The organism is Pseudomonas sp. Bout1 (assembly GCF_034314165.1).
GTDB lineage: Bacteria > Pseudomonadota > Gammaproteobacteria > Pseudomonadales > Pseudomonadaceae > Aquipseudomonas.
Window position 1 is genome coordinate 859785 of record NZ_JAVIWK010000001.1, and the last position, 20965, is coordinate 880749.

General features: G+C 58.2%; 16 protein-coding genes, 1 other RNA gene and 2 pseudogenes. 6 read left to right on the forward strand and 13 right to left on the reverse strand.

Features of this window, described 5'->3' with window-relative positions; genetic code table 11:
* Window positions 1–218: 218 nt before the first annotated feature.
* From RGV33_RS03755 to RGV33_RS03795, 10 genes and pseudogenes are all read right to left on the reverse strand, one after another.
* Window positions 219–623, reverse strand: coding sequence for a DUF6632 domain-containing protein (locus tag RGV33_RS03755; RefSeq protein ID WP_128873059.1), 405 nt, complete (start codon window positions 621–623; stop codon window positions 219–221).
* 410 nt (window positions 624–1033) lie between these two features.
* A complete protein-coding gene (locus tag RGV33_RS03760; protein ID WP_138761935.1) occupies window positions 1034–2419 on the reverse strand; it encodes an IS1182 family transposase in 1386 nt (461 codons plus the stop codon).
* A gap of 87 nt (window positions 2420–2506) precedes the next feature.
* Window positions 2507–3262, reverse strand: a complete 756-nt coding sequence (istB, locus tag RGV33_RS03765) for an IS21-like element ISPsy14 family helper ATPase IstB (RefSeq protein WP_138761936.1) — start codon at window positions 3260–3262, stop codon at window positions 2507–2509.
* A gap of 20 nt (window positions 3263–3282) precedes the next feature.
* Window positions 3283–4796: pseudogene (istA, locus tag RGV33_RS03770) on the reverse strand (IS21 family transposase).
* Between the two features lie 202 nt (window positions 4797–4998).
* Window positions 4999–5067, reverse strand: a pseudogene (locus tag RGV33_RS34160) (hypothetical protein); the annotation flags it as partial.
* Window positions 5068–5528: 461 nt separating this feature from the next.
* Window positions 5529–6785: an integrase domain-containing protein gene (locus RGV33_RS03775; RefSeq protein WP_138761937.1), complete on the reverse strand. Its 1257-nt coding sequence runs from the start codon at window positions 6783–6785 to the stop codon at window positions 5529–5531.
* A 187-nt stretch (window positions 6786–6972) separates the two neighbouring features.
* Window positions 6973–7370, reverse strand: a transfer-messenger RNA (tmRNA) gene (ssrA, locus tag RGV33_RS03780).
* A gap of 102 nt (window positions 7371–7472) precedes the next feature.
* Window positions 7473–7757, reverse strand: coding sequence for a hypothetical protein (locus RGV33_RS03785; RefSeq protein ID WP_322148610.1), 285 nt, complete (start codon window positions 7755–7757; stop codon window positions 7473–7475).
* A gap of 186 nt (window positions 7758–7943) precedes the next feature.
* Window positions 7944–10754: an FAD-binding and (Fe-S)-binding domain-containing protein gene (locus RGV33_RS03790; protein ID WP_322143154.1), complete on the reverse strand. Its 2811-nt coding sequence runs from the start codon at window positions 10752–10754 to the stop codon at window positions 7944–7946.
* A gap of 70 nt (window positions 10755–10824) precedes the next feature.
* Entirely contained in the window at window positions 10825–12519 is a 1695-nt protein-coding gene (locus tag RGV33_RS03795; RefSeq protein ID WP_322143155.1) for a lactate permease LctP family transporter, read from the reverse strand.
* A gap of 261 nt (window positions 12520–12780) precedes the next feature.
* Here RGV33_RS03795 and RGV33_RS03800 point away from each other — a divergent pair, with 261 nt between their 5' ends.
* Complete coding sequence (locus RGV33_RS03800) at window positions 12781–13548, forward strand: FCD domain-containing protein (protein ID WP_322143156.1); 768 nt, start codon at window positions 12781–12783, stop codon at window positions 13546–13548.
* A 55-nt stretch (window positions 13549–13603) separates the two neighbouring features.
* Here the strand turns inward: RGV33_RS03800 and smpB are convergent, their stop codons facing one another.
* A complete protein-coding gene (gene smpB, locus RGV33_RS03805; RefSeq protein WP_076013764.1) occupies window positions 13604–14086 on the reverse strand; it encodes an SsrA-binding protein SmpB in 483 nt (160 codons plus the stop codon).
* A gap of 168 nt (window positions 14087–14254) precedes the next feature.
* On the opposite strand from smpB, the gene RGV33_RS03810 reads away from it, so the two are divergent.
* Together RGV33_RS03810 and RGV33_RS03815 are read left to right on the forward strand one after the other, a co-directional pair.
* Window positions 14255–14689 carry a type II toxin-antitoxin system RatA family toxin gene (locus tag RGV33_RS03810; RefSeq protein WP_322143157.1) on the forward strand — a complete coding sequence of 145 codons (435 nt, stop codon included), beginning with the start codon at window positions 14255–14257 and terminating at the stop codon, window positions 14687–14689.
* The gene (locus RGV33_RS03815; protein ID WP_322143158.1) at window positions 14682–14996 is read left to right on the forward strand and encodes an RnfH family protein; all 315 of its coding nucleotides are present in this window, start codon (window positions 14682–14684) and stop codon (window positions 14994–14996) included. Before RGV33_RS03810 ends, RGV33_RS03815 begins: the two co-directional genes overlap by 8 nt.
* A 62-nt stretch (window positions 14997–15058) precedes the next feature.
* Here RGV33_RS03815 and RGV33_RS03820 read toward each other — a convergent pair whose 3' ends face one another.
* Window positions 15059–15586: an outer membrane protein assembly factor BamE gene (locus RGV33_RS03820; protein ID WP_167665363.1), complete on the reverse strand. Its 528-nt coding sequence runs from the start codon at window positions 15584–15586 to the stop codon at window positions 15059–15061.
* A gap of 98 nt (window positions 15587–15684) precedes the next feature.
* Between RGV33_RS03820 and fur the strand changes: the two genes are divergently transcribed.
* Window positions 15685–16089: a ferric iron uptake transcriptional regulator gene (fur, locus tag RGV33_RS03825; protein ID WP_003212228.1), complete on the forward strand. Its 405-nt coding sequence runs from the start codon at window positions 15685–15687 to the stop codon at window positions 16087–16089.
* 96 nt (window positions 16090–16185) lie between these two features.
* On the opposite strand, the gene recN is transcribed toward fur, so the two are convergent.
* A complete protein-coding gene (gene recN / locus RGV33_RS03830) occupies window positions 16186–17859 on the reverse strand; it encodes a DNA repair protein RecN (protein ID WP_322143159.1) in 1674 nt (557 codons plus the stop codon).
* Window positions 17860–18112: 253 nt separating this feature from the next.
* Here recN and grpE point away from each other — a divergent pair, with 253 nt between their 5' ends.
* Together grpE and dnaK are read left to right on the forward strand one after the other, a co-directional pair.
* Window positions 18113–18673: a nucleotide exchange factor GrpE gene (gene grpE / locus RGV33_RS03835; RefSeq protein ID WP_003212224.1), complete on the forward strand. Its 561-nt coding sequence runs from the start codon at window positions 18113–18115 to the stop codon at window positions 18671–18673.
* 102 nt (window positions 18674–18775) lie between these two features.
* Window positions 18776–20692 carry a molecular chaperone DnaK gene (dnaK, locus tag RGV33_RS03840; protein ID WP_322143160.1) on the forward strand — a complete coding sequence of 639 codons (1917 nt, stop codon included), beginning with the start codon at window positions 18776–18778 and terminating at the stop codon, window positions 20690–20692.
* Window positions 20693–20965 lie beyond the last annotated feature (273 nt).

Consider the following 20965-nt stretch of genomic DNA (forward strand, 5'->3'; position numbering starts at 1 on the left):
CTTTTGGCGATTATTGCCTGTCGCGAAAGGCAGAAAGCGACTGTGGATTCAACCGGTCAGTCGTGACAGGCAGAAACGCCCCAGGCGGGAAAAAAACGCGGGCACAGTCTTGAAGACTGCGTTGATACGTAAAATCTGTCGGCGCTTGGTTGATCAGCAGACCAAGAAATTGCGTAGAAACGCGATTTTCGTTCCGATCCTAACAGTCAAACCTGCTCTTAGGCCCCATTGTGTGTCCGGGGCCGAGCGGCCAATTGCGAGCGGGGCGTCAAGATGGCCAAGGCAACCGCCACAATGAAGAGCGCCGGGACGTCACCTGCCAAGTGCCCCATTTGCCCCGGCTGGGTGACCGTCTGGACGGCCATGATTCCTCCGTGTACGGCGCTAGACCACACGGTGAACCAGATTAGGCTCAGATTGGCTAATGGATCACGTGCGGCTAGGATCAAGAACACGCCAAGTGTGGCGTAGATGCCAACGATCATCATCGGGTAGTCCGAGTGACCGACGTGCCAGGCCCAGCCGGACGGCCAGAACAACATAAGTGGGTAGAGAGCAAGGCACGCGAGGCCAGCCAAAACTAGAACGACGCGCAAATACCTGAGGCGATCGACTACGGTCATGGCGGGGCTCCTCTTTGGGCCTAACTCTAAATTGACCCCAAGTCGGGCGATAACGCCTTCACGGGCTTGGTGGATAACATTCCTTGTTCTGTCGTCTATCCCTGACTAGGCCGGGCATTGTGACAGTCGGGTGACCGCTGAAGGGGTTTATACACCATGGACGGAAAGCCCAATCTGCTCAATCAGTTCCGGCAGTAGACCAAGCATAGCGACTCATTTGCTATCGCTCCGTCCACCGGCTGCTTCTGGACCAGAGTGTGTAAAAACGTCAGATTGGGTTTTCTATATCGACGGTAGGAGACCGTGCTCACGTTTCGCAAACTGATCAAGGTCACGACGCTTCCAGGAACAGTTAAAACGGCTCAGCAGCCTCTTAAAGCCCTTTGGATGGGTTAAAAAAAGACCGGTTTTTACGCGGTTAACGCTTTCATCAAACCAGTGGTTCCGATGATTTTCATGACCCGTTTCAAGTTGTAGGCGAGCACATTCAAGCTCATCTCTGCACTCACCCCGTTAAGCTTTCGGGTCAGGAAGTGTGTCGCGCCCATCCATTGCTTGAGCGTCCCGAAGGGATGCTCAACAGTCCGTTTTCGGATCCGCATCATCTCCGGCGCGTTGCTCAGCCTGTTCTGCATTTCCTCCAATACGGCTTCATGCTCCCATCGCCGAACTCGCCGTTGCTTGCTCGGTGTGCACTTCGATTTCAGCGCGCATCCCTGGCAATTAGAACTCCAGTAACGGTGCAACTTCAGGCCTTTTTCAACGCTGGAAAAGCGCCAGATCAACTCCTCTCCAGCGGGACAAATGTATTCGTTTTTCGCTGCGTCATAGATGAAGGCATCGTTATTGAAACGTCCGTCCGCTTTGGCTCCAGAGGTCATCGGCTTGGGCACATAGGCGGTGATATCTGCATTGTGACAAGCCAGGATTTCTTCGCTTTTGAAGTAACCTCGGTCAGCCACTACCGACAACGTTTCCGACGCCATCGCTTCGCGGGCCTGCTTGGCCATCGAGCTGAGTTGATCACGGTCGGAACCGACGTTGGTCACCTCATGTGCAACGATCAAATGGTGCTGGGTATCGACCGCTGTCTGCACGTTGTAACCGACGATTCCAGTGCCGCGAGTCATCATGGAGCGGGCGTCTGGATCGGTCAGTGAGACCTGTTTATCCGGCGATTCGTTGAGCTGAGTTTCAATGACCTGCAACTCTTTCATCTGAGCTTTGAGCTTGTCGATTTTCTCTTGCAGACGAGCAGCCTTGGGCTGTGCGATCGGGGGTTCTTGCCGATCGGCTTCGTCGAGCGCAGTCAGATACCGATTGATACTCGATTCAATTTTTTCCATTCGCCGCTTCAGTTTGGCGCTGGTGAAATTGCGGTCGCGGTTGTTGACGGCCTTGAATTTACTGCCGTCGATGGCAACCAGATTTTCTCCGAATAATCCCAGCTGCTGGCACAGCACCACGAACTGGCGGCAGACGCCTCGGATAGCCTTGCTGTTGTCTTTTCGGAAGTTGGCGATGGTCTTGAAATCGGGCATCAAGCGGCCGGTCAGCCACATCAGTTCGACGTTGCGCTGGGCCTCTCGCTCCAGGCGCCGGCTCGACTGAATACGGTTGAGATAGCCGTATATATAGATCTTCAGCAGGATTTCAGGGTGGTAACCAGGCCGGCCTGTGTCAGCTGGAATAGCGCCATCAAAACCCAAGGAGACCAGGTCAAGTTCGTCAACGAAGACATCGACTACGCGCACCGGATTGGTATCGCTGACGTAATCGTGCGGATTCCACGCCATCCGGACACTCAGCCCACCAACATCCGGACACCCATTCCACGCTCATCCGGACAGGCAGTCGGAGCGCAGCGACGCAGGTTTGCATTGTTAGTCTGAAGTCCCTGGTGCCGTCAATTTCGTCGCGCGCCTGCGCATCGATTCGCCCTTGAGTTCGATGCGGTAAGCGTTGTGCACCAGCCGGTCGAGGATCGCATCGCCCAAGGTCGGATCGCCGATTAGCGCATGCCATTTGTCCACCGGCATCTGGCTGGTCACCAGCGTCGAGCGATACCCGTAGCGGTCGTCCAGCAGTTCCAGCATGTCGCGCCGTTGTTGAGCGGTAAACGGCGCCAGGCCCCAGTCGTCCAGGATGAGCAGGTCAGTCTTGGCGTAACCCGCCATCAGTTTCGCGAAGCGGCCGTCGCCGTGGGCCAGGCCCAGCTCTTCCATCAAGCGCGGCAGGCGCAGATAGCGCACGCTGTAACCGTCGCGGCAAGCTTTATGAGCCAGCGCACAGGCGAGCCAGGTTTTGCCTACGCCAGTCGGACCGCCGATGATCAGATTCAGGCCGTCGCGCAGCCATTGGCCGCTGCCCAGTTGCAGGATCAGCGACTTGTCCAGGCCTCGCGGGCTGCGGTAGTCGATGTCTTCCAGGCACGCATTGTGGCGCAGTCGCGCGGCTTTGAGACGAGTAGTCAGGCGTGCGTCTTCGCGCTCGGTCAGCTCGCGATCGACCATCAGGCCGAGGCGTTCGTCGAAGCTCAGATCGTTGATGTCCGGTGTTGCATGTTGTTCGCCAAGCGCCTTGATCATGCCGTGCAGGCGCAGGGTTTGCAGCTTGTCGAGTGTCGGATTGGGCAGCATGTTCGTGCTCCTTTTTCAGGTCAGTGGTAGTAGCCGGGGCCGCGCAAGTTAATGTGTTCGTCGGGCAGTAACGGCAGGTTTTGCTGGGCCAGCGGCAGGCGTTCCAACCCTTGGCGCAGGATCGATTCGAGGCTTTTGTAACTGCACGCGCCCAGTGCCAGCGCACGCTGGCAAGCGGCTTCCAGCCGCTCTTCGCCGTGCTGTTTGCCCAGGCGCAGGATGCCCAGGCAGGCGCGGAAGCCGTGCTGCGGATGGATTCGGCGCTCGAGGATGTGGGCGATGACGCCCGCGGTGTTCGACCCGGTTTGCTCGGCCCAGTGGATCAGCCGCTGGGGCGTCCACTCGGCGTGTTCGCGGTGGCTCTTGGGCATATGATCGGTTTGGGTGGTATGGCGGCCTTTGTGTGGCGAGCGTAGATGGCTGGCCACGCGCTGGCTGGCGTGGAAGCACTCCACCGTTTGCGCGGTCAGCCGCACTTCGAGTTGGTGCTTCACCAGCTGGTACGGCACCGAGTAGTAATGGCCGTCGACCTCGACGTGGTAGTCGATGTGCACTCGCACCTTTTTCCACTCTGCGTAGACGTAAGGATGCTCCGGCAGCGCTTGCAGCGCCGGCCGGTCGATGGTCTCGAAGGCTGAGCGGCGTGAGCCGGGCAGCTTTTTGAAGGGCTTCTGATTGAGCCGATCCAGCAGCAGTCCGATGGCCGTGTTGAGTTCTCCCAGCGAGAAAAACTGGCGGTTGCGTAGCACCGCCAGGATCCAGCGCTCGACCACTTGCACGCCGACTTCGACCTTGGCTTTGTCCCGAGGCTTGCGGGATCTGGCAGGCAGCACGGCCACGCTGTAATGCTCGGCCAGGTCGCGGTAGCTGGGGTTGATGTCGGGCTCATAACGATGCGCTTTGGTGACGCCGCTGCGCAGATTATCCGGTATCAGGATCTGCGATGTACCGCCGAGAAAGGCGAAGCAGCGCACGTGTGAGCCCAGCCAGTCGGGCAGTTTCTGCGACCAGGTGGCCTCGGCGAAGGTGTAGCTGGACGCGCCGAGGACGGCGACGAAGATCTGCGTCTGGCGGATTTCGCCGGTCTGCCGGTCGATGACCGGCACGGTTTGGCCGGCGTAGGCGACGAACAGCTTTTCGCCTGCGCGATGTTCCTGGCGCATGACCACGTCGACCTTGGCAGCCCAGAGTCGGTAGTGCTCGCAGAACCAGCTGTACTGGAAGCCTTGCGGGTGGGTGAGTCGATACTCTTGCCAGAGCAGGGCCAAGGTGACGCCGGGGCGGCGTAACTCGGCGTGGACATGAGCCCAGTCCGGCGTTGGACGTTGGTCGCTTGGCGCGGGTACTGCCGGCGGAACAGACGTCGATTCAGCTCGGCATCAGAGAGATCGATGGGCCACTGAAGCCCACTGGCAGCGAACCGGCAAAGGTAGTCTCCCGCACTCGAATGACCAATGGATAAACTTTTGGCGATCTTGCGCACGGACAGGCCGGCGTCGAACTTTAGGCGTAGTACCTCTCGGATTTTACGCATGGATAAACGCTCCACGACGACCTCTTCGCTTCGATAAAAGAGGTCGATGGTAGTGAGTATTCCTGCGTCACTGCCTGCCTGAAAGTGTCCGGATGGCCGTGGAATCGGTGTCCGGATGCTCGTGGAATGAGTGTCCGGATCAACGTGGAATCAGTGTCCGGATGTTTGTGGAATGACTGTCCGGATGGTCATGGAATCCCCAGTAATCGTCGAGGGTCTCGGGAAGGAAGGTACTTTGGCCTCGATGTTCACCTTGGATAAAGCGCTTCATAGGCGATCCTTGCGATAAAATCCTCAGAAATCATAGCAAGGGTTTGAGAGCGCGTTTTTACACACTCTGGGCCGGTTGCAGTCCTTCAGTGCTTGGCTGACGCACTCGCGCTGAGTGGCACCCGCTGACACCCATCAACTGCAAACGGCTGGTCAGCGCGAATGCAAATGACTGGTCAAGTCGGATGCAAACGACTGGTCAGTGGCAATGCAATTGGGTGGTCAAGTGAGATGCAATTACGCAGAGCCCATACGAGTGGGAATGCGGAGCCTTCCCGCTCGCGTGGGCTTAGTCGAAAAGGCCCCAAGAGCGAGGCTTGCAGCGGCGACAGTCGCCACTTCTGTCGCCATGCTGCAGGCCAGGTATTACGCGGGTTGTCGCCGGTGTCGCCGCTGTCGCCAAATCAACCATCACTCTATCTGGGAAGTTATTTTCGGTTACCGGCGGCGTCCGGTGAGCGCTCACCGTATCGGCACGACGTTGTGCTCCCTGGTTTGATTGATCGCAGATGCCGACAGGCTGCCGGTGGCCGCCTTCTGGATATGCTCACTCCACCAGGCCATCATCGGACGCCGGCGTTCGATGTAGTCCGCCCGGTTGTAGGCACTACGGACTTCATCCTTGTCGACATGCGCCAGCGCAACTTCGATGAGCTCCGGATCCCAGCCATGCTCGTTCAGGATGGTGCTGGCCATGGAGCGCATGCCGTGGCTCACCAAGCGGTCCTGGAAGCCCATGCGTTTCAACGCCATGTTGGCGGTCTGGCTATTGGCGTGGGTGCGCGGGTTTCTATCCGCGGGAAACACGTACTCCCTGTTGCCGCTATGGGGCTTGAGTGTTTCCAGCAGCCCGAGCGCCTGTTCAGTCAGCGGGATGGTGTGCGGACGACGCTTTTTCATGCGCTCCGGAGGGATGGTCCAGATGCGTTTGTCGAAGTCGATATCTGCCCATCGGGTGGTCGCCGCTTCGGCAGGACGGGTCATGGTGTGCAGTTGCCATTCGATCAGGCAGCGGGTGATCCGTTTGATGCTGGCGTTCGCGATTTCCACCATGAGCTCGGAAAGCTCTTCGGGTCGTAGCGCGGCCATGTTCTCTTTCTTGGGCTTCTTGAATACCGCTCGAATGCCACTGAGAGGGTTAGCGAAAATCAGCCCGGAGTTCACCCCGTAAGTCATGATCTCGTTGAGCCGTTGGCTCAGTCGCTTCACTGTCTCGAGACTGCCTTTGGCCTCAATCGGGCGAAGCAGTTCTATGACCATCGGTGCGGTGATTTTCGAGAGTGGCGTTGTTTTCAGGTCTGGAAATACGTGCAGCGTGAGCGATCGCCAAATGTCTTCGGCGTACGCCGGCGTGACGGAGTCCTTCTTCAGCTCGAACCAGGCGGTGGCCACGTTCTCGAACGTATGTTCCGTCTCCGCTCGTTTGGCTTCGTCCTGTGCATTGCGTTGCACCTTGGGATCAATGCCTTGTGCAAGCAGCTCGCGCGCCTCCACCACTTTTTTCCTGGCGTTCGCTAGTGAGAGCTCTGGGTACGTGCCCAGCCCCATATTGATACGATTTTTGGTTACCGGCTCGCGGTAGTTGAAGTTCCACAGCATCGAGCCGTTGCTCCTGACTCGGAGCTGGAGGCCGTCACCATCGCTGAGGACGTAATCCTTTTCTTTTGCCTTGACTGCCTTGAGCTGGCGGTCGGAGAGGCGGAGGGCTGGAGCTGGCATGAGAGCTACCTCTGACACCGTTTTGGTATTCCAAAAAATAGCACCGGATGGCTTGGAATACCATTTGGAATACCCAAACGGCTGGAACTCAGAAAACCTCTACGGATCCGAATAGCGCTTAAACCCTTGATTTTGCTGGATTTCAGGCACAAAAAAAGACGTCCGTGGACGTCTTTAGATGATGAAGTGGTGGAGCCGGGGGGATTTGAACCCCCGTCCGCCAGTACTCCGCTGTCGGTACTACATGCGTAGCCGTTTCTATTAAGTTAACCCTCAGCGACCCGAAGGGCAGGGTGCTTTGGGCGAGTTGTGTAAGTTTTAGCCGATTCGTCCACAACGTACTGCACGGCGATTCTGTTCTATATGACAATCACTTTGGGTTTACAGACATCCCCTGGTGATTGCTGGACCCGAAGGTACCAGAAGCTCAGGATCTAAAGCTGCTTACGCAGCGAGAGAGAATTCCTGGCCGTAGGTTTCGTCATTGGCAACTATAAGTAGTTGCAACAGTGGATTTACGAGTTCTGTTACCAACTCGGCATGCACCTAAAGTTTCGCGACCGGCGTCGAATCCTAAACGGCCCCGTGCTTGTAACTCGTTGTTTCTTAGTGAGTGACAAGCCTGTGCAGTGTACGCCAATCGCTCACAGAAGGCCAACCCGAAGGTTGGCCTTGGGCGGCGGCGAGTTACTGGTTGCCGCCTTTGTCCGAGTCTTGCAGGTCTTGCAGGGCTTTGGAGGTGATCTCGATGCATTTCTTGTCATCGCCAGCAGCGTGGGCTGCTTTGGCTTGGGAAACGGCGGTGTCGATTTCGCCGGACTTGCCACTGGTATCAGTGGCGAGCAACGCTTTCCCGTTGTTGATTTTGTCCAGGTTGATTTGGCACAGATCGTCTTTTGTTCCGGCAGCAAACACGGGGGACGCCAGCATCGCAGCGGTAATGAACAAACCAGCAAGAGCGGAACGCTTCATGGGTATCTCCTTGTGCAAATAGGGCTCGATGCTGCCGGTTTTCCGTGCAGCCAGCGAGGTCACTGATGAGCCTCGTGTGTCGAGGCCTATGCAGATGACTACGCCGGCGCGCAGGGGTTCTGTTTTGTCGGTGGATTAGTCGAAAAAGCCCGAAATCATTAGGTTTTGCACTCAAAGAGGGCGGCTTTAATGGACGCGCGCTTGTGTCACTCTGTCCACCAGGTACACCAGCCCGTGGTAATCAATTCCACCGTGTTGCGTCAGACCAATCTCACACGTACGGCTGGTGGAGATGCCTTCGCTGCAATATTGCACCGCGTCTTTGAGGCTGCGCAGTGAGTGCGCATTCAGCTCTGGCGTGGTGAAGCCCTTGTCGCCGGCAAACCCGCAGCAGTGAATGCCTTCGGGGATCACCACGGTCTTGCTGCAACGCCTGGCCAGGTCGATCAGCGCCTGGCTTTCTCCCAGGTGTTGGGTGCTGCAGGTGACGTGCACGGCGATCGGAGCTTCCTGGGGGGTGAAGTCGAGGCGGTCCATGAGGTGGGTGCGGATAAAACGTACCGGGTCGTAGAGGTCGAGGCGGGTTTCGGCCAGGTCCTGGACCAGGCGTAGGGTGCACGGGCTGGTGTCGCAGTAGATCGGGTCGAGGCCGCCACGGCTGGCGTGGAGCAGGGCGCCGATCAGTTCCTGGCGTTTGTGTTCGGCTTGTTCAGCGTAGCCTTTGGACGCGAAAGGCTGACCGCAACAGAGGTTGTCTTGATTGTCGGGGAAGACTACCTGGTAACCGGCTTTTTCCAGCAGGCCACGGGTTTTGTCGTACAGCGACATCTGCTCGGTGTCGCCGGCTGCCGGCCCCATTGCTCGTGATACGCAGGCGGCGAGGTACACCACCCTTGGTCGTGCATCGCTCACGGCGGGGCTGAAGCGAATGGCCTTTTCCGGTTGTGGCATGGCGTTGCTCCACAGAGGGATTTGCCCCTTGGACAACCGGGTCACTGTGGCCGAGAGCTTCGCCAGTCGCGGAGCGCCCAGTAGCATGCGCGCACCGTTGGCCACGTGCAGCGTGAAGCGCGCACCTTGCAAGGCAGTCGCGAAATGCGTCGACAGCCATTCGGCTGTTTTCGTACGGTCGGCGTCGCGGCTTCGCAGCTTTTTCACCAAGTCGCCGGTATTGATGCCTACCGGGCAACGTTGCGCGCAAAGCCCGGTTGCCGCGCAGGTGTCGATGCCTTGGTACTGATAGGCCGCTTCCAGTTCGGTGGTGTCGATACCGGCGCGCTTTTTAGCCTGGATATCGCGCCAGATCACAATGCGTTGGCGCGGGCTCAGGGTCAGCCCTTTTGACGGGCACACCGGTTCGCAGAAGCCGCACTCGATGCACTTATCCACAAGCTCGTCCGCGGCGGGCAGGGGTTTGAGGTGCTTGAGGTGGATTTGCGGGTCTTCGCTGAGTACCACGTCCGGGTTGAGAATGCCGTTGGGGTCGAGCAGGCGCTTGAGCTGCCACATCAACTGGTAGGCATCGCTGCCCCATTCCAATTCGACGAAGGGAGCCATGTTGCGGCCGGTGCCGTGCTCGGCCTTCAACGAACCGCCAAACTCAACGGCCACCAACTGGGCCACGTCGTCCATGAACGCCTGGTAGCGTGCGACTTCTTGCGCGCTGTTGAAGCCTTGTGTGAAGACAAAGTGCAGGTTGCCTTCCAGGGCGTGTCCGAAAAGGATCGCTTCGTCGTAGTGATGTTTGTCGAACAACCCGATCAGGCGATTAACCCCGATGGCCAGTTGTTCAACTGGGAAGGTCACGTCTTCGATGATCACGGTGGTACCGGTTTTACGCACAGCGCCCACGGCCGGAAAGGTGTCTTTACGGATCGCCCAAAGGCGGGCGTTTTCTACCGGGTCTTCGGTGAAGTCGACTTGTTTCTCCACCGGGAAGTTGGCCAGGGAGGCCATGATCAGCGCCAGTTGCTCATGCAGCAGCGATGGCGAAGCGGCGCGGGATTCGATCAGCAGCGCGCAGGCATTTTCCGACAACTGCTGTACGAAAGCCGGCATGCCGGGCTTGTCCTGCACTGAGCGCATGCTGCGACGGTCCAGCAGTTCTACCGCCGAAACGGGCTGTGTCTTGAGGACGGTCACGGCGTTGCAGCAGGTTTCCACATCAGGGAACACGATCAGCGCCGAGGCTTTGTTCGGGTGATCGATCACCGTGTCGTAGGTCACAGCGCTGATAAAGCCCAAGGTGCCCTCGGAGCCCACCAGCAGGTGGCTGAGGATATCCAGTGGCTCGTCGAAATCCACCAAGGCGTTGAGTGACAAGCCGGTGGTATTTTTCAGACGGTATTTATGGCGGATTTTTGCAGCCAGTTCGGCATTGGCCCGCGTTTCGCGTCCCAGTGTCGACAGGCGTTCGAGCAGGTTGGCGTGGTGTTGGCGAAAGGCCGAAACGCTGACCGGGTCTTCTGTGTCCAGGCGGCTGCCATCAGCCAGCACCAAGCGGATTCCCGCCAGGGTGTGATAGGTATTCTGTGCCGTGCCGCAGCACATGCCGCTGGCATTGTTGGCGACTATGCCGCCAATTTTGCAGGCGTTGATAGACGCCGGGTCCGGGCCGATCTTGCGCCCGAATGGCGCCAGCCAGGCGTTTGCCTGGGCACCGATCACGCCCGGTTGCAGGCGGATTTGTGTGCCCTGGCCGCGAATCTCGCGCCCGTTCCAATTGTCCCCGAGCACGATCAGTACCGAGTCGCTGATGGCCTGCCCGGAAAGGCTGGTGCCTGCCGCACGAAAGGTTACGGGCACGCGATCGCGCTGGGCCAGTTGCAGCAGCGCCACCACTTCATCTTCCGACTCGACGCGGATCACCAGTTGTGGGATCAGTCGGTAAAAACTGGCATCGGTGCCGAAGGCAAGGGTGGAAAGTGGATCGTCGAAACGGCGATCCTTCGGGATCAGTTGTGCGGCGTCGCTCAAAAAGGCAGCAGGCAGGCTCATCGGTCCTCCAGAAATAGCTGACGCCGGAATAACGGCCCGGCGTCGATTCTTACCCTATTACACGCAGGTATCAGTGCACCAGCATGCCGGTGAACCAGTAGGCCTGTGCCAAGGTGATCAACCCGACAATCGTCGCGAAGAACAGGCTGTGCTTGAGGGTAAAGCGAAACAGGTCGGATTCTTTGCCCACCAGGCCGGTTGCGGCGCACGCCACGGCGATCGACTGCGGCGAGATCATCTTGCCGGTTACGCCGCCGCTGGTATTCGCGGCCACCAGCAAGGTGTCGTTGACGCCGATCTGGTGCGCGGTGGTGGCTTGCAGTGAGCTGAACAGTGCGTTGGACGAGGTGTCGGAACCCGTCAGGAATACCCCGAGCCAGCCAAGGAATGGCGAGAAGAACGGGAACGCCGCGCCGGTAGCCGCCAACACCAGGGCCATGGTTGATGACATGCCGGAGTAGTTGGTGACGAAAGCAAAGGCCAGCACCATGCCGATGGACAGGATCGGCCAGCGCAGTTCATAGAAGGTTTCTTTCAGGGTGGTCAGACCAGTTTTGAAATCAATCTTCAGCACCACCATCGACACCAGGGCAGAGAAGAAAATCGCCGTGCCGGTGGCGGAAATCGGGTCAAGCTTGAATACCGCCGGGATCGCCGTAGGGGTGGCAACGATGGGTGCAACCTTGATCACCAATTGGTCCAGGTGCGGAATCGCGAAGTTGAATACCGAGCTGTACATCGCGCCACCCGCAGCAAACATCGCCTTGAACGGCTTGAGGGTCCAGAGGGTGACCAGCACGGTCAGGATCAGGAACGGCGACCAGGCCTTGAAAATTTCCCCCAGGCTGTAAGGCGACGCCAGGGTGTTGCGCGGCAGGCCAAAACCACCGGCGCTGGCGGTGATGGCGGTGCCGGACGTTGCGCCAGCGATTTGCGCACCGGCGCTGCGCTTGGGCTGCCAGACTTTGAGGAACAGAGTCAGGGAAATCAGGCTGGCCAGAGCCGAGGTGATGTCTGGCAGTTCCGGGCCGATGAAGTTTGAGGTGAAGAATTGCGTAACGGCAAAGCTCAGGCCCGCAACCAGTGCGGCTGGCCAGGTTTCCTTGACGCCGCGCAGGCCGTCCATCATGAACACCAGCCAGAACGGTACGAACAACGACAGCAGTGGTAGCTGGCGGCCCGCCATGGCACCGATCTTGAACGCGTCGATGCCGGTTACTTGCCCGGCTACGATGATCGGAATCCCCAGTGCGCCAAAGGCGACGGGGGCGGTGTTGGCAATCAGGCACAGGCCGGCGGCGTACAGCGGGTTGAAGCCCAGGCCGACCAGCAGTGCGGCGGTAATCGCCACGGGAGCACCGAAACCGGCTGCGCCTTCAAGAAAGGCGCCGAAGCAGAAGCCGATCAGCAGCACTTGCAGGCGCTGGTCGTCGGTAATCGACAGCACCGAGCTGCGGATGATTTCGAACTGGCCGCTCTTGACCGTCAGTTTGTACAAGAATACAGCGGCGACGATGATCCAGGCGATTGGCCACAGGCCGTAGGCAAAGCCATAACCGGCGGCGGCGAGTGCCATGTCCACCGGCATTTGGAAGGCAAAGATCGCCACCAGGATCGACAGCGCCAAGGTGATGCTGCCGGCAACGTGACCTTTGAGGCGGAACACGGCCAGGGCCAGGAAGAAAAATACGATGGGAATAACGGCGGCCAGTGCGGACAGGCCGAGGCTGCCGAGCGGGCTGTAGAGCTGTTGCCAGGTTTGCATATGGGGTGGCCCCTAATTGTTGTTGGTCAGGCACTGCTTGAGTGATTTGGTAAATTGGTAATACCAATTTACAGTCACCGTTGGCTAGGTTAAAAGCCTTCAGGGGGATGTGTCAATTTGCCGCTTGTGAATCTTTGGTCGTAGTTCATGGTGAGCGGGTGCTGATTGGCTGAAACGAGAGGGTTCTGATAGGTGCCGGATGCGCGGCGATAGGCCAGAATAGGGGCCCCGGCGAGTGGTCGGGATGGTGGAGAGTGAGTTATGGGGTTTGATCAGGTGCGTCAGCGCCGTTTGTCTGACGATATCGTCGAGCAGCTTGAGGGCATGATCCTTGAGGGCACGCTGAAGTCGGGCGAGCGCTTGCCGGCCGAGCGCGCACTGGCCGAGCAATTCGGGGTGTCGCGCCCTTCGTTGCGTGAGGCGATCCAAAAACTGGCGGCCAAAGGCCTGCTGGTCAGCCGCCAGGGTGGTGGCAATTATGTGGTGGAGTCGCTGGGTTCAACCTTCAGCGATCCACTGCTGCACCTGCTGGAAAATAACCCCGAGGCTCAGCGCGATCTTCTGGAGTTTCGTCAGACGCTGGAAGCCTCTTGCGCATATTACGCAGCGTTGCGCGCCACTGAGGTGGACCGCGAACGGCTTACCGCCGCGTTCGAAGAACTACAGGATTGCTACACGCGACCAGACGAAGTGAGCCGTGTGGAAGAGGGCGCGGCGGATGCGAGGTTTCACCTGGCTATCGCCGAGGCCAGCCATAACGCGGTATTGCTGCACACCATTCGCGGCTTGTTCGACCTGCTCAAGCGCAACGTGGTGACCAACATTGGCGGCATGTACCAGCAGCGCACCGAGACACGGGACATGCTGATCAATCAGCACCGTGACCTGTACCTGGCGATTATCGAGGGACGCGCCGAGCAGGCACGGGAAGTTGCAACACGCCACCTGCTGTATGTGCAGGAAGTGCTGGAGGAGGTGCGTCAGGAGGTTCAGCGCATGGCCCGGGCGGAGCGGCGCAAAGGGATGTAGCAATTATTGTGGCTGAGGCAGCAGGCTCCCTCGGCCACAATAACTCACAAGAAGGTCAGTCTTCCTTGCCCTTGTTGCGTACGGCACGCTGCAATTCCCGGTTGGAATCACGTTCGCGCTCGGTGTCACGCTTGTCGTATTCCTTCTTGCCCTTGCCCAGTGCGATCTCGCACTTGACCAGGTGCTTGCTCCAGTACCATGACAGGCAGATACAGGCGTAGCCCTTCTGCTGCACGGCGGCCTGGAGCTTTTCCAGTTCGCGGGCATTGAGCAACAGCTTGCGCGTGCGCACCGGGTCGGCGATCACGTGGGTGCTGGCGGTCATCAGCGGCGTGATATGACTGCCGAGCAGCCAGGCCTCACCGTCTTTGAGCAGCACATAACTGTCGACCAGTTGCAGCTTGCTGGCGCGCAGACTTTTTACTTCCCAGCCGGCCAGGACCAGACCAGCCTCGAACCGATGTTCGATGAAGTAATCGTGTCGCGCCTTTTTGTTTTGCGCGATGGTCCCTGTTGGGTGTTTCTTTTGTTTAGCCATAGGGGCGGCATTATAGGGAGTTGCGAGCGCGTCGGCTACGGTCAACCTGCGTGCTTGAGCGTGTTGAGTGAATCCCGGACAATGCAGGCTGGTTTTTGATTTTTTTCTTTCGCGAATCCTGTTGTCCTTTCGCGATGTTTGCCGTTCAGCTGTGGAAATAACGCTCACATGACGACGCATATTCAACGTTCGGCCCTGCTGCCTTACCCGGCACAGGCGCTCTATGACCTGGTCAACGACGTGGCGCGTTACCCGGAGTTCCTGCCTTGGTGTTCGACTGCCGAGGTGCTGGAGAGCAGTGACGAGCATATGCTCGCCAGCGTGGGGGTAGCGAAGGGCGGCTTGAGCCAGCACTTTGTCACGCGCAACATACTGGTGCCCGGGCAGTCCATCGAGATGAACCTCGAAGAAGGCCCGTTCACTCAGCTGCACGGTGTGTGGGTGTTCAAGGCGTTGAACGAGAAGGCCTGTAAAATCAGCCTGGACCTGTCGTTCGATTACGCCGGCCCTATCGTGCGTGCCACCTTGGGCCCACTGTTCAATCAAGCGGCCAATACCTTGGTGGACGCGTTTTGCCAGCGCGCGAAGCAAATTCATGGCTGAACCATGGGTTGAAATAGAGGTGGTATACGCCGCGGTGGATCGCCAGGCATTGATGAGCCTGGCGGTAGCGCCGGGCTCGAGCCTCAGGGCGGCGGTGCTGGCTTCTGGAATGGCCGCGCAATTTGCTCAACTGAATCTGCAGAGCTGCCCGTTGGGGATTTTCGGTAAGGTAGTAGCGGACGCGGATGTTCGGTGCGTGCAAGCCGGAGACCGAATCGAGATTTATCGGCCATTGCTGGCAGACCCGATGGAGATACGGCGCTTGCGTGCGGCCAAGGCTGCGAAGGCAAAACAGCAGAATTCATAGTTTGCGAAATGGCAGGCAACAAAAAGCCCGGCATGCCGGGCTTTTTATCGAGCGTTGCGCATTTATTGCGGGCTGGCGTCCAGGGGTTCTGGAGTCGGCACCGGAACGGTTTGCACGCCGTCGACGCCTTTCTGGATCTCGTCCAGCAAGGAGCCAGGCTTGGCCGGTACCTCGGACTTGGGCTTTTCCTCGTTCTGCGCGGGCGCAGGGGCGGTGGTGCCGTTGTCCTTGCCCAGCAGGGCTTCATCGCGGCTTACGCCCGGCTTGAAGTCCCCAGAGAGGCTGGTGAGCTGGTCATTGCCATTAAAGATGACACTGACCCGCTCCTGCTGGCGTTCACCGCCACCAGGCTGGATGCTATAGAGATAATCCCAGCGATCGGCATGGAATGTGTCGGTCAGCAGGGGATTACCCATGATAAACCGTACTTGCCGTCGGGTCATTCCCGGGCGTAACTGGTCTATCATGTCCTGCGTGACGACATTGCCCTGCTGGATGTCGATTTTGTAAACCCCGGGGAATGAACAACCGGCGAGTGCGAGCAGTCCCACAAAGGTGAAACTGGTTAGCAAGAGCTTGGTGTTTTGCATCGGTGGGCGACTTCCACTATCTTGGCTGGGACAACGTAAACGCCGATCATACCCGTATTAAGAGAAGCTGCGAAGCAGCATCCGCGAGAAAGCTAACCATGGTTGAAAATAGCGAACTACGCAAAGCCGGTCTTAAAGTGACTCTGCCACGAGTCAAGATTCTACAAATGCTCGATTCTGCTGAGCAGCGCCACATGAGTGCCGAGGATGTATACAAGGCACTGATGGAGTCTAACGAGGACGTCGGCCTGGCCACGGTTTACCGTGTACTGACCCAGTTTGAAGCAGCAGGACTGGTGGTTCGTCATAATTTCGACGGCGGTCATGCAGTCTTCGAACTGGCTGACGGCGGTCATCACGACCACATGGTTGACCTGGATACCAATGAGGTTATCGAGTTCACCAGTCCGGAAATCGAGAAGCTCCAGCATATGATCGCTGAGCAGCATGGATTCGATTTGGTGGACCACAATCTGGTTCTCTACATACGTAAGAAAAAGTAAGAAAGCTACGCAGATTCGCTCTGCGAAACGATCGAAGGCGACCCTAGGGTCGCCTTCGTGCTTTCTATAGAAAGAAAATACTCAGTAAGCCAGGCTTCAGACCTTCGCGGTTACCACCATTTTCTTCGCGTGAGCCAAGGACTCCTTGGTCAAGTCGATGCCGCCGAGCATCCGCGCCACTTCTTCTACCCGTTCGGTCTTGTTCAGCTTGGACACGGCCGTATGGGTCGCATCGCTGCCTCGCACCTTGTGCACGAACAAGTGCTGATGCCCTTGGGCGGCTACTTGTGGCAAGTGGGTGACGGTCAGTACCTGGCCGCGATCGCCCAGCCGGCGTAGCAACTGGCCCACGATCTCGGCAGTCGGGCCGCCGATCCCTACGTCCACTTCATCGAATACCAGTGTTGGCACGCGAGAGGTCTGGGCGGTGATCACCTGAATCGCCAGGCTGATCCGCGACAGCTCGCCACCGGACGCTACCTTTGCCAGTGCCTTGAGTGGCTGCCCCGGGTTCGCGCTGACCAGCAGTTCTACCTGTTCAAGGCCGTTGGGCAGCAGCTCATTGCTGGTGTTGGTGTGCAGCTCGATGGTGAAGCGCCCGCCGGGCATGCCCAGGCGCTGGATTTCCTGCTCTACCGCGCTGGCCAGGCCGGTCGCTGCCTGATGGCGCAGGTCGCTGAGTTCTCGGGCTTTCTCGTGATAATGACGAGCAAAGGACGCCAGCTCTTCACCCAGCCGCTCGATGGATTCGTCGTTGGCGTTCAGGGTTTCAATTTCATCCAGCAGCTTTTGCTGCAGGGTTGCGACTTCGGTCGGCTGGATCCGGTGTTTGCGCGCCAGGGTGTAGATGGTGTCCAGTCGCTCTTCTATATCCTGCAGGCGTGCAGGGTCTGCGTCGAAGTGATCAAGGAAACGGTTCAGCTCGCCGACGGCTTCTTCCACCTGAATTTGCGCACTGGTCAGCAGCGTCGTTGCTTCATTCAACGAGCCTGAAGCGCTATTCACACTGGACAGGCGGTTGAGGCTGGCAGTCAGGGCATTGAGCACATTGCCGGAATCACTTTCGCTGCACTGCTCCACCACTTGCCGGCAGATCCCCAGTAGGGTTTCGGCGTTGGTCAGGTTCTTGTGTTCCTGTTCCAGTTGCTCCAGTTCCGTTTCGCCGAGCCCCAGGCTTTCCAGTTCTTCCAGTTGATAACTGAGCAATTGGTGGCGCGCACGCTGTTCATCGCCGGAGTTGGAGAGACGCTCCAGTTCCTGGCGGGTTTGGCGCCAGCGCTGCGCAGCCAATTGCACCTGGCGCGCCAGGTCGGTGGCGCCGGCGTATTCGTCGAGGAGCCGGCGGTGGGTATCGGTTTTCAGCAGGGACTGGTGTTCATGCTGGCTGTGGATATCGATCAGCAACTCGCCAAGGGCTTTCAAATCAGCGAGGGGGCAGGGCGTGCCGTTGATATAGCCGCGGGAGCGCCCTTCGGCGGTGATCACCCGACGCAGGATGCACGGGCCTTCATTGTTAAGGTCGCGCTCGGCAAGCCAGGCCTCGGCTTCCGGGATGTCGGCCAGGTCAAAAGTGGCGAGGATGTCGGCCTTGTCGGCGCCCGGGCGAACTACGCCGCTGTCGGCGCGGTCACCCAGGGTCAGGCCCAGGGCGTCGAGCATGATCGACTTGCCGGCGCCGGTTTCGCCTGTGATTACGCTCATCCCGCGATCCAGTTCAAGGTCCAGGTGTTCAACGATGGCGTAGTTATGTACGGACAGGTGCACCAGCATGACGGCCGCTCCCAGGCTTTAGGTCTGGTTATTTATACAGTGTTTTGTTTGGGGGTGACAATCCTGATGCTTAGTCCGATTTGCTTGAATGGCTGTGTTTTTAAGTGCGACAGGGAATGACGGGGCGGAATTGATCCAAGGCAAGTGAAAGACTTTTGGTAACGCCTCAACCCTTGAACCTGAAAATTGTGGCCCCATATACCGGAACAGAAGCGCGAGTCGAGTTCGCGCATGATTTTGAAAGGAGAAATCTATGGCTGACGAACAGACGCAGGATACGCAAAATCCAGACGCCAACCAGGCAGCAGGTGAAGACCTGGCCGCGCGTGTGCAAGTGCTCGAAGAGCAGTTGGCAGGCGCGCAGGATCAATCGTTGCGTGTTGCCGCCGACCTGCAGAACGTCCGCCGCCGCGCCGAGCAGGATGTAGAAAAAGCTCACAAGTTCGCCCTGGAAAAATTTGCCGGTGATCTGTTGCCGATCATCGACAGCCTGGAGCGCGGCCTTGAGCTGTCCAACCCGGACGACGAAAACATCCGCCCAATGCGCGAAGGGATCGAACTGACCCTGAAAATGTTCCAGGACACCCTGAAGCGTTATCAGTTGGAAGCCATCGATCCGCAAGGCGGTGAGCCGTTCAATGCCGAGCATCATCAGGCAATGGCGATGCAGGAAAACGCTGATCTTGAGCCAAACAGCGTGTTGAAGGTGTTCCAGAAGGGCTACCAGCTCAACGGTCGCTTGCTGCGCCCGGCAATGGTTGTGGTGAGCAAGGCTCCTGCACCGGTTGCACCTTCTATTGATGAGCAGGCTTGAAATAAGTCGTAACGGCCCCATCTATAAGTCAAGCGTTTAAGTACTGCCGCAGTCAGCCACCACTGCTGCGGCAACAAAATCTAAGTTTCGGGAGAGTAAATCATGGGCAAAATTATCGGTATCGACCTGGGGACTACCAACTCCTGCGTCTCCGTGCTGGAAAACGGCGTATCCAAAGTTATTGAAAACGCCGAAGGCGCACGTACCACCCCGTCCATCGTGGCATATGCCAACGACGGCGAAATCCTGGTGGGCCAGTCCGCCAAGCGTCAAGCTGTGACCAATCCGCATAACACCCTGTACGCGGTGAAGCGTTTGATCGGTCGTAAGTTCGACGAAGAAGTCGTACAGAAAGACATCAAGATGGTCCCATACAAAATCGCCAAGGCTGACAACGGTGACGCCTGGGTTGAAGTGAACGGCCAGAAAATGTCGCCGCCACAAATCTCGGCTGAAATCTTGAAAAAGATGAAGAAAACCGCCGAAGACTACCTCGGTGAAGCGGTGACTGAAGCGGTGATCACCGTTCCGGCCTACTTCAACGACAGCCAGCGTCAGGCGACCAAAGACGCCGGCCGTATTGCTGGCCTGGACGTAAAACGTATCATCAACGAACCTACCGCAGCCGCTCTGGCCTACGGTATGGACAAGGCCAAGGGCGACCACACCGTGATCGTTTACGACCTGGGTGGCGGTACCTTCGACGTTTCCGTGATCGAAATCGCTGAAGTCGATGGCGAGCACCAGTTCGAAGTGTTGGCCACCAACGGTGACACGTTCCTGGGCGGTGAAGACTTTGACATTCGTCTGATCGACTACCTCGTCGACGAATTCAAGAAAGAAAGCGGCATGAACCTCAAGGGTGACCCGCTGGCCATGCAGCGCCTGAAAGAAGCCGCTGAGAAAGCCAAGATCGAACTGTCTTCGAGCAATTCGACCGACGTGAACCTGCCGTACATCACTGCAGACGCCACCGGTCCTAAGCACTTGAACGTGAAGATCTCGCGCGCCAAGCTGGAATCGCTGGTAGAAGACCTGGTTCAACGCACCATCGAGCCTTGCCGCATTGCGCTGAAAGACTCGGGTATCGACGTTGGCGCGATCAACGACGTGATCCTGGTCGGCGGTCAGACCCGTATGCCACTGGTTCAGAAGCTGGTGACCGAGTTCTTCGGTAAAGAAGCACGTAAAGATGTGAACCCGGACGAAGCGGTTGCCATGGGTGCTGCCATCCAGGGCGCGGTATTGGCCGGCGACGTCAAAGACGTTCTGCTGCTGGACGTAAGCCCGCTGACCCTGGGTATCGAAACCATGGGCGGCGTGATGACTGCGCTGATCGAGAAAAACACCACGATTCCTACCAAGAAATCGCAAGTGTTCTCGACTGCCGACGACAACCAGGGCGCTGTGACCATTCACGTGCTGCAAGGTGAGCGTAAGCAAGCCGGTCAGAACAAGTCCCTGGGCAAGTTCGACCTGGCCGAGATTCCACCAGCACCACGTGGCGTGCCACAAATTGAAGTGACCTTCGACATCGACGCTAACGGCATTCTGCACGTGGGCGCCAAAGACAAGGCCACCGGCAAGACTCAGTCGATCGTGATCAAGGCTAACTCGGGTCTGTCCGAGGAAGAAATCCAGCAGATGATCCGTGATGCTGAAGCCAACGCTGACGAAGACCGCAAGTTCGAAGAGCTGGCCGCTGCCCGTAACCAGGGTGATGCACTGGTTCACTCGACGCGTAAAATGGTCGCTGACGCTGGCGATAAAGTGACTGGCGAAGAGAAAACTGCAATTGAAGCAGCCGTAGTTGCCCTGGAAGCCGCTGTTAAAGGCGACGACAAGGCCGCTATCGAAGCCAAGGTTGAAGAGCTGTCGAAAGTCTCGGCGCCAGTCGCTCAGAAAATGTACGCCGAACAAGGCCAGCCGGCTGACGGTGCTGCGCACCAGGCAGAACCTGAAGCCAAGCACGACGATGTTGTCGATGCCGAGTTCGAAGAAGTAAAAGACCAGAAGTAACTTGGTCGCCCGGTTGACCGCTCACAAGCGGTGACTGGTAGGATGTCGCCGCGCGGGAGCTTGCTCCCGCGTTGGCGTGTCTGGGGTACGCGAATTTTTACAGCATGCGACAACGCTCGGATGCTGGCGGTGTGATCGGGAATGCTCCTGCTTTCCGGACGACAATCACCGCGTTTTTGGCCGGTTGCCGGCTGAAAGCAGTAACGACCAGGATCGTTGAATTGACGTGAGTTGGGTCCGGGCCTGTATTGGGGCTCAACGAGTTTGGCAAGG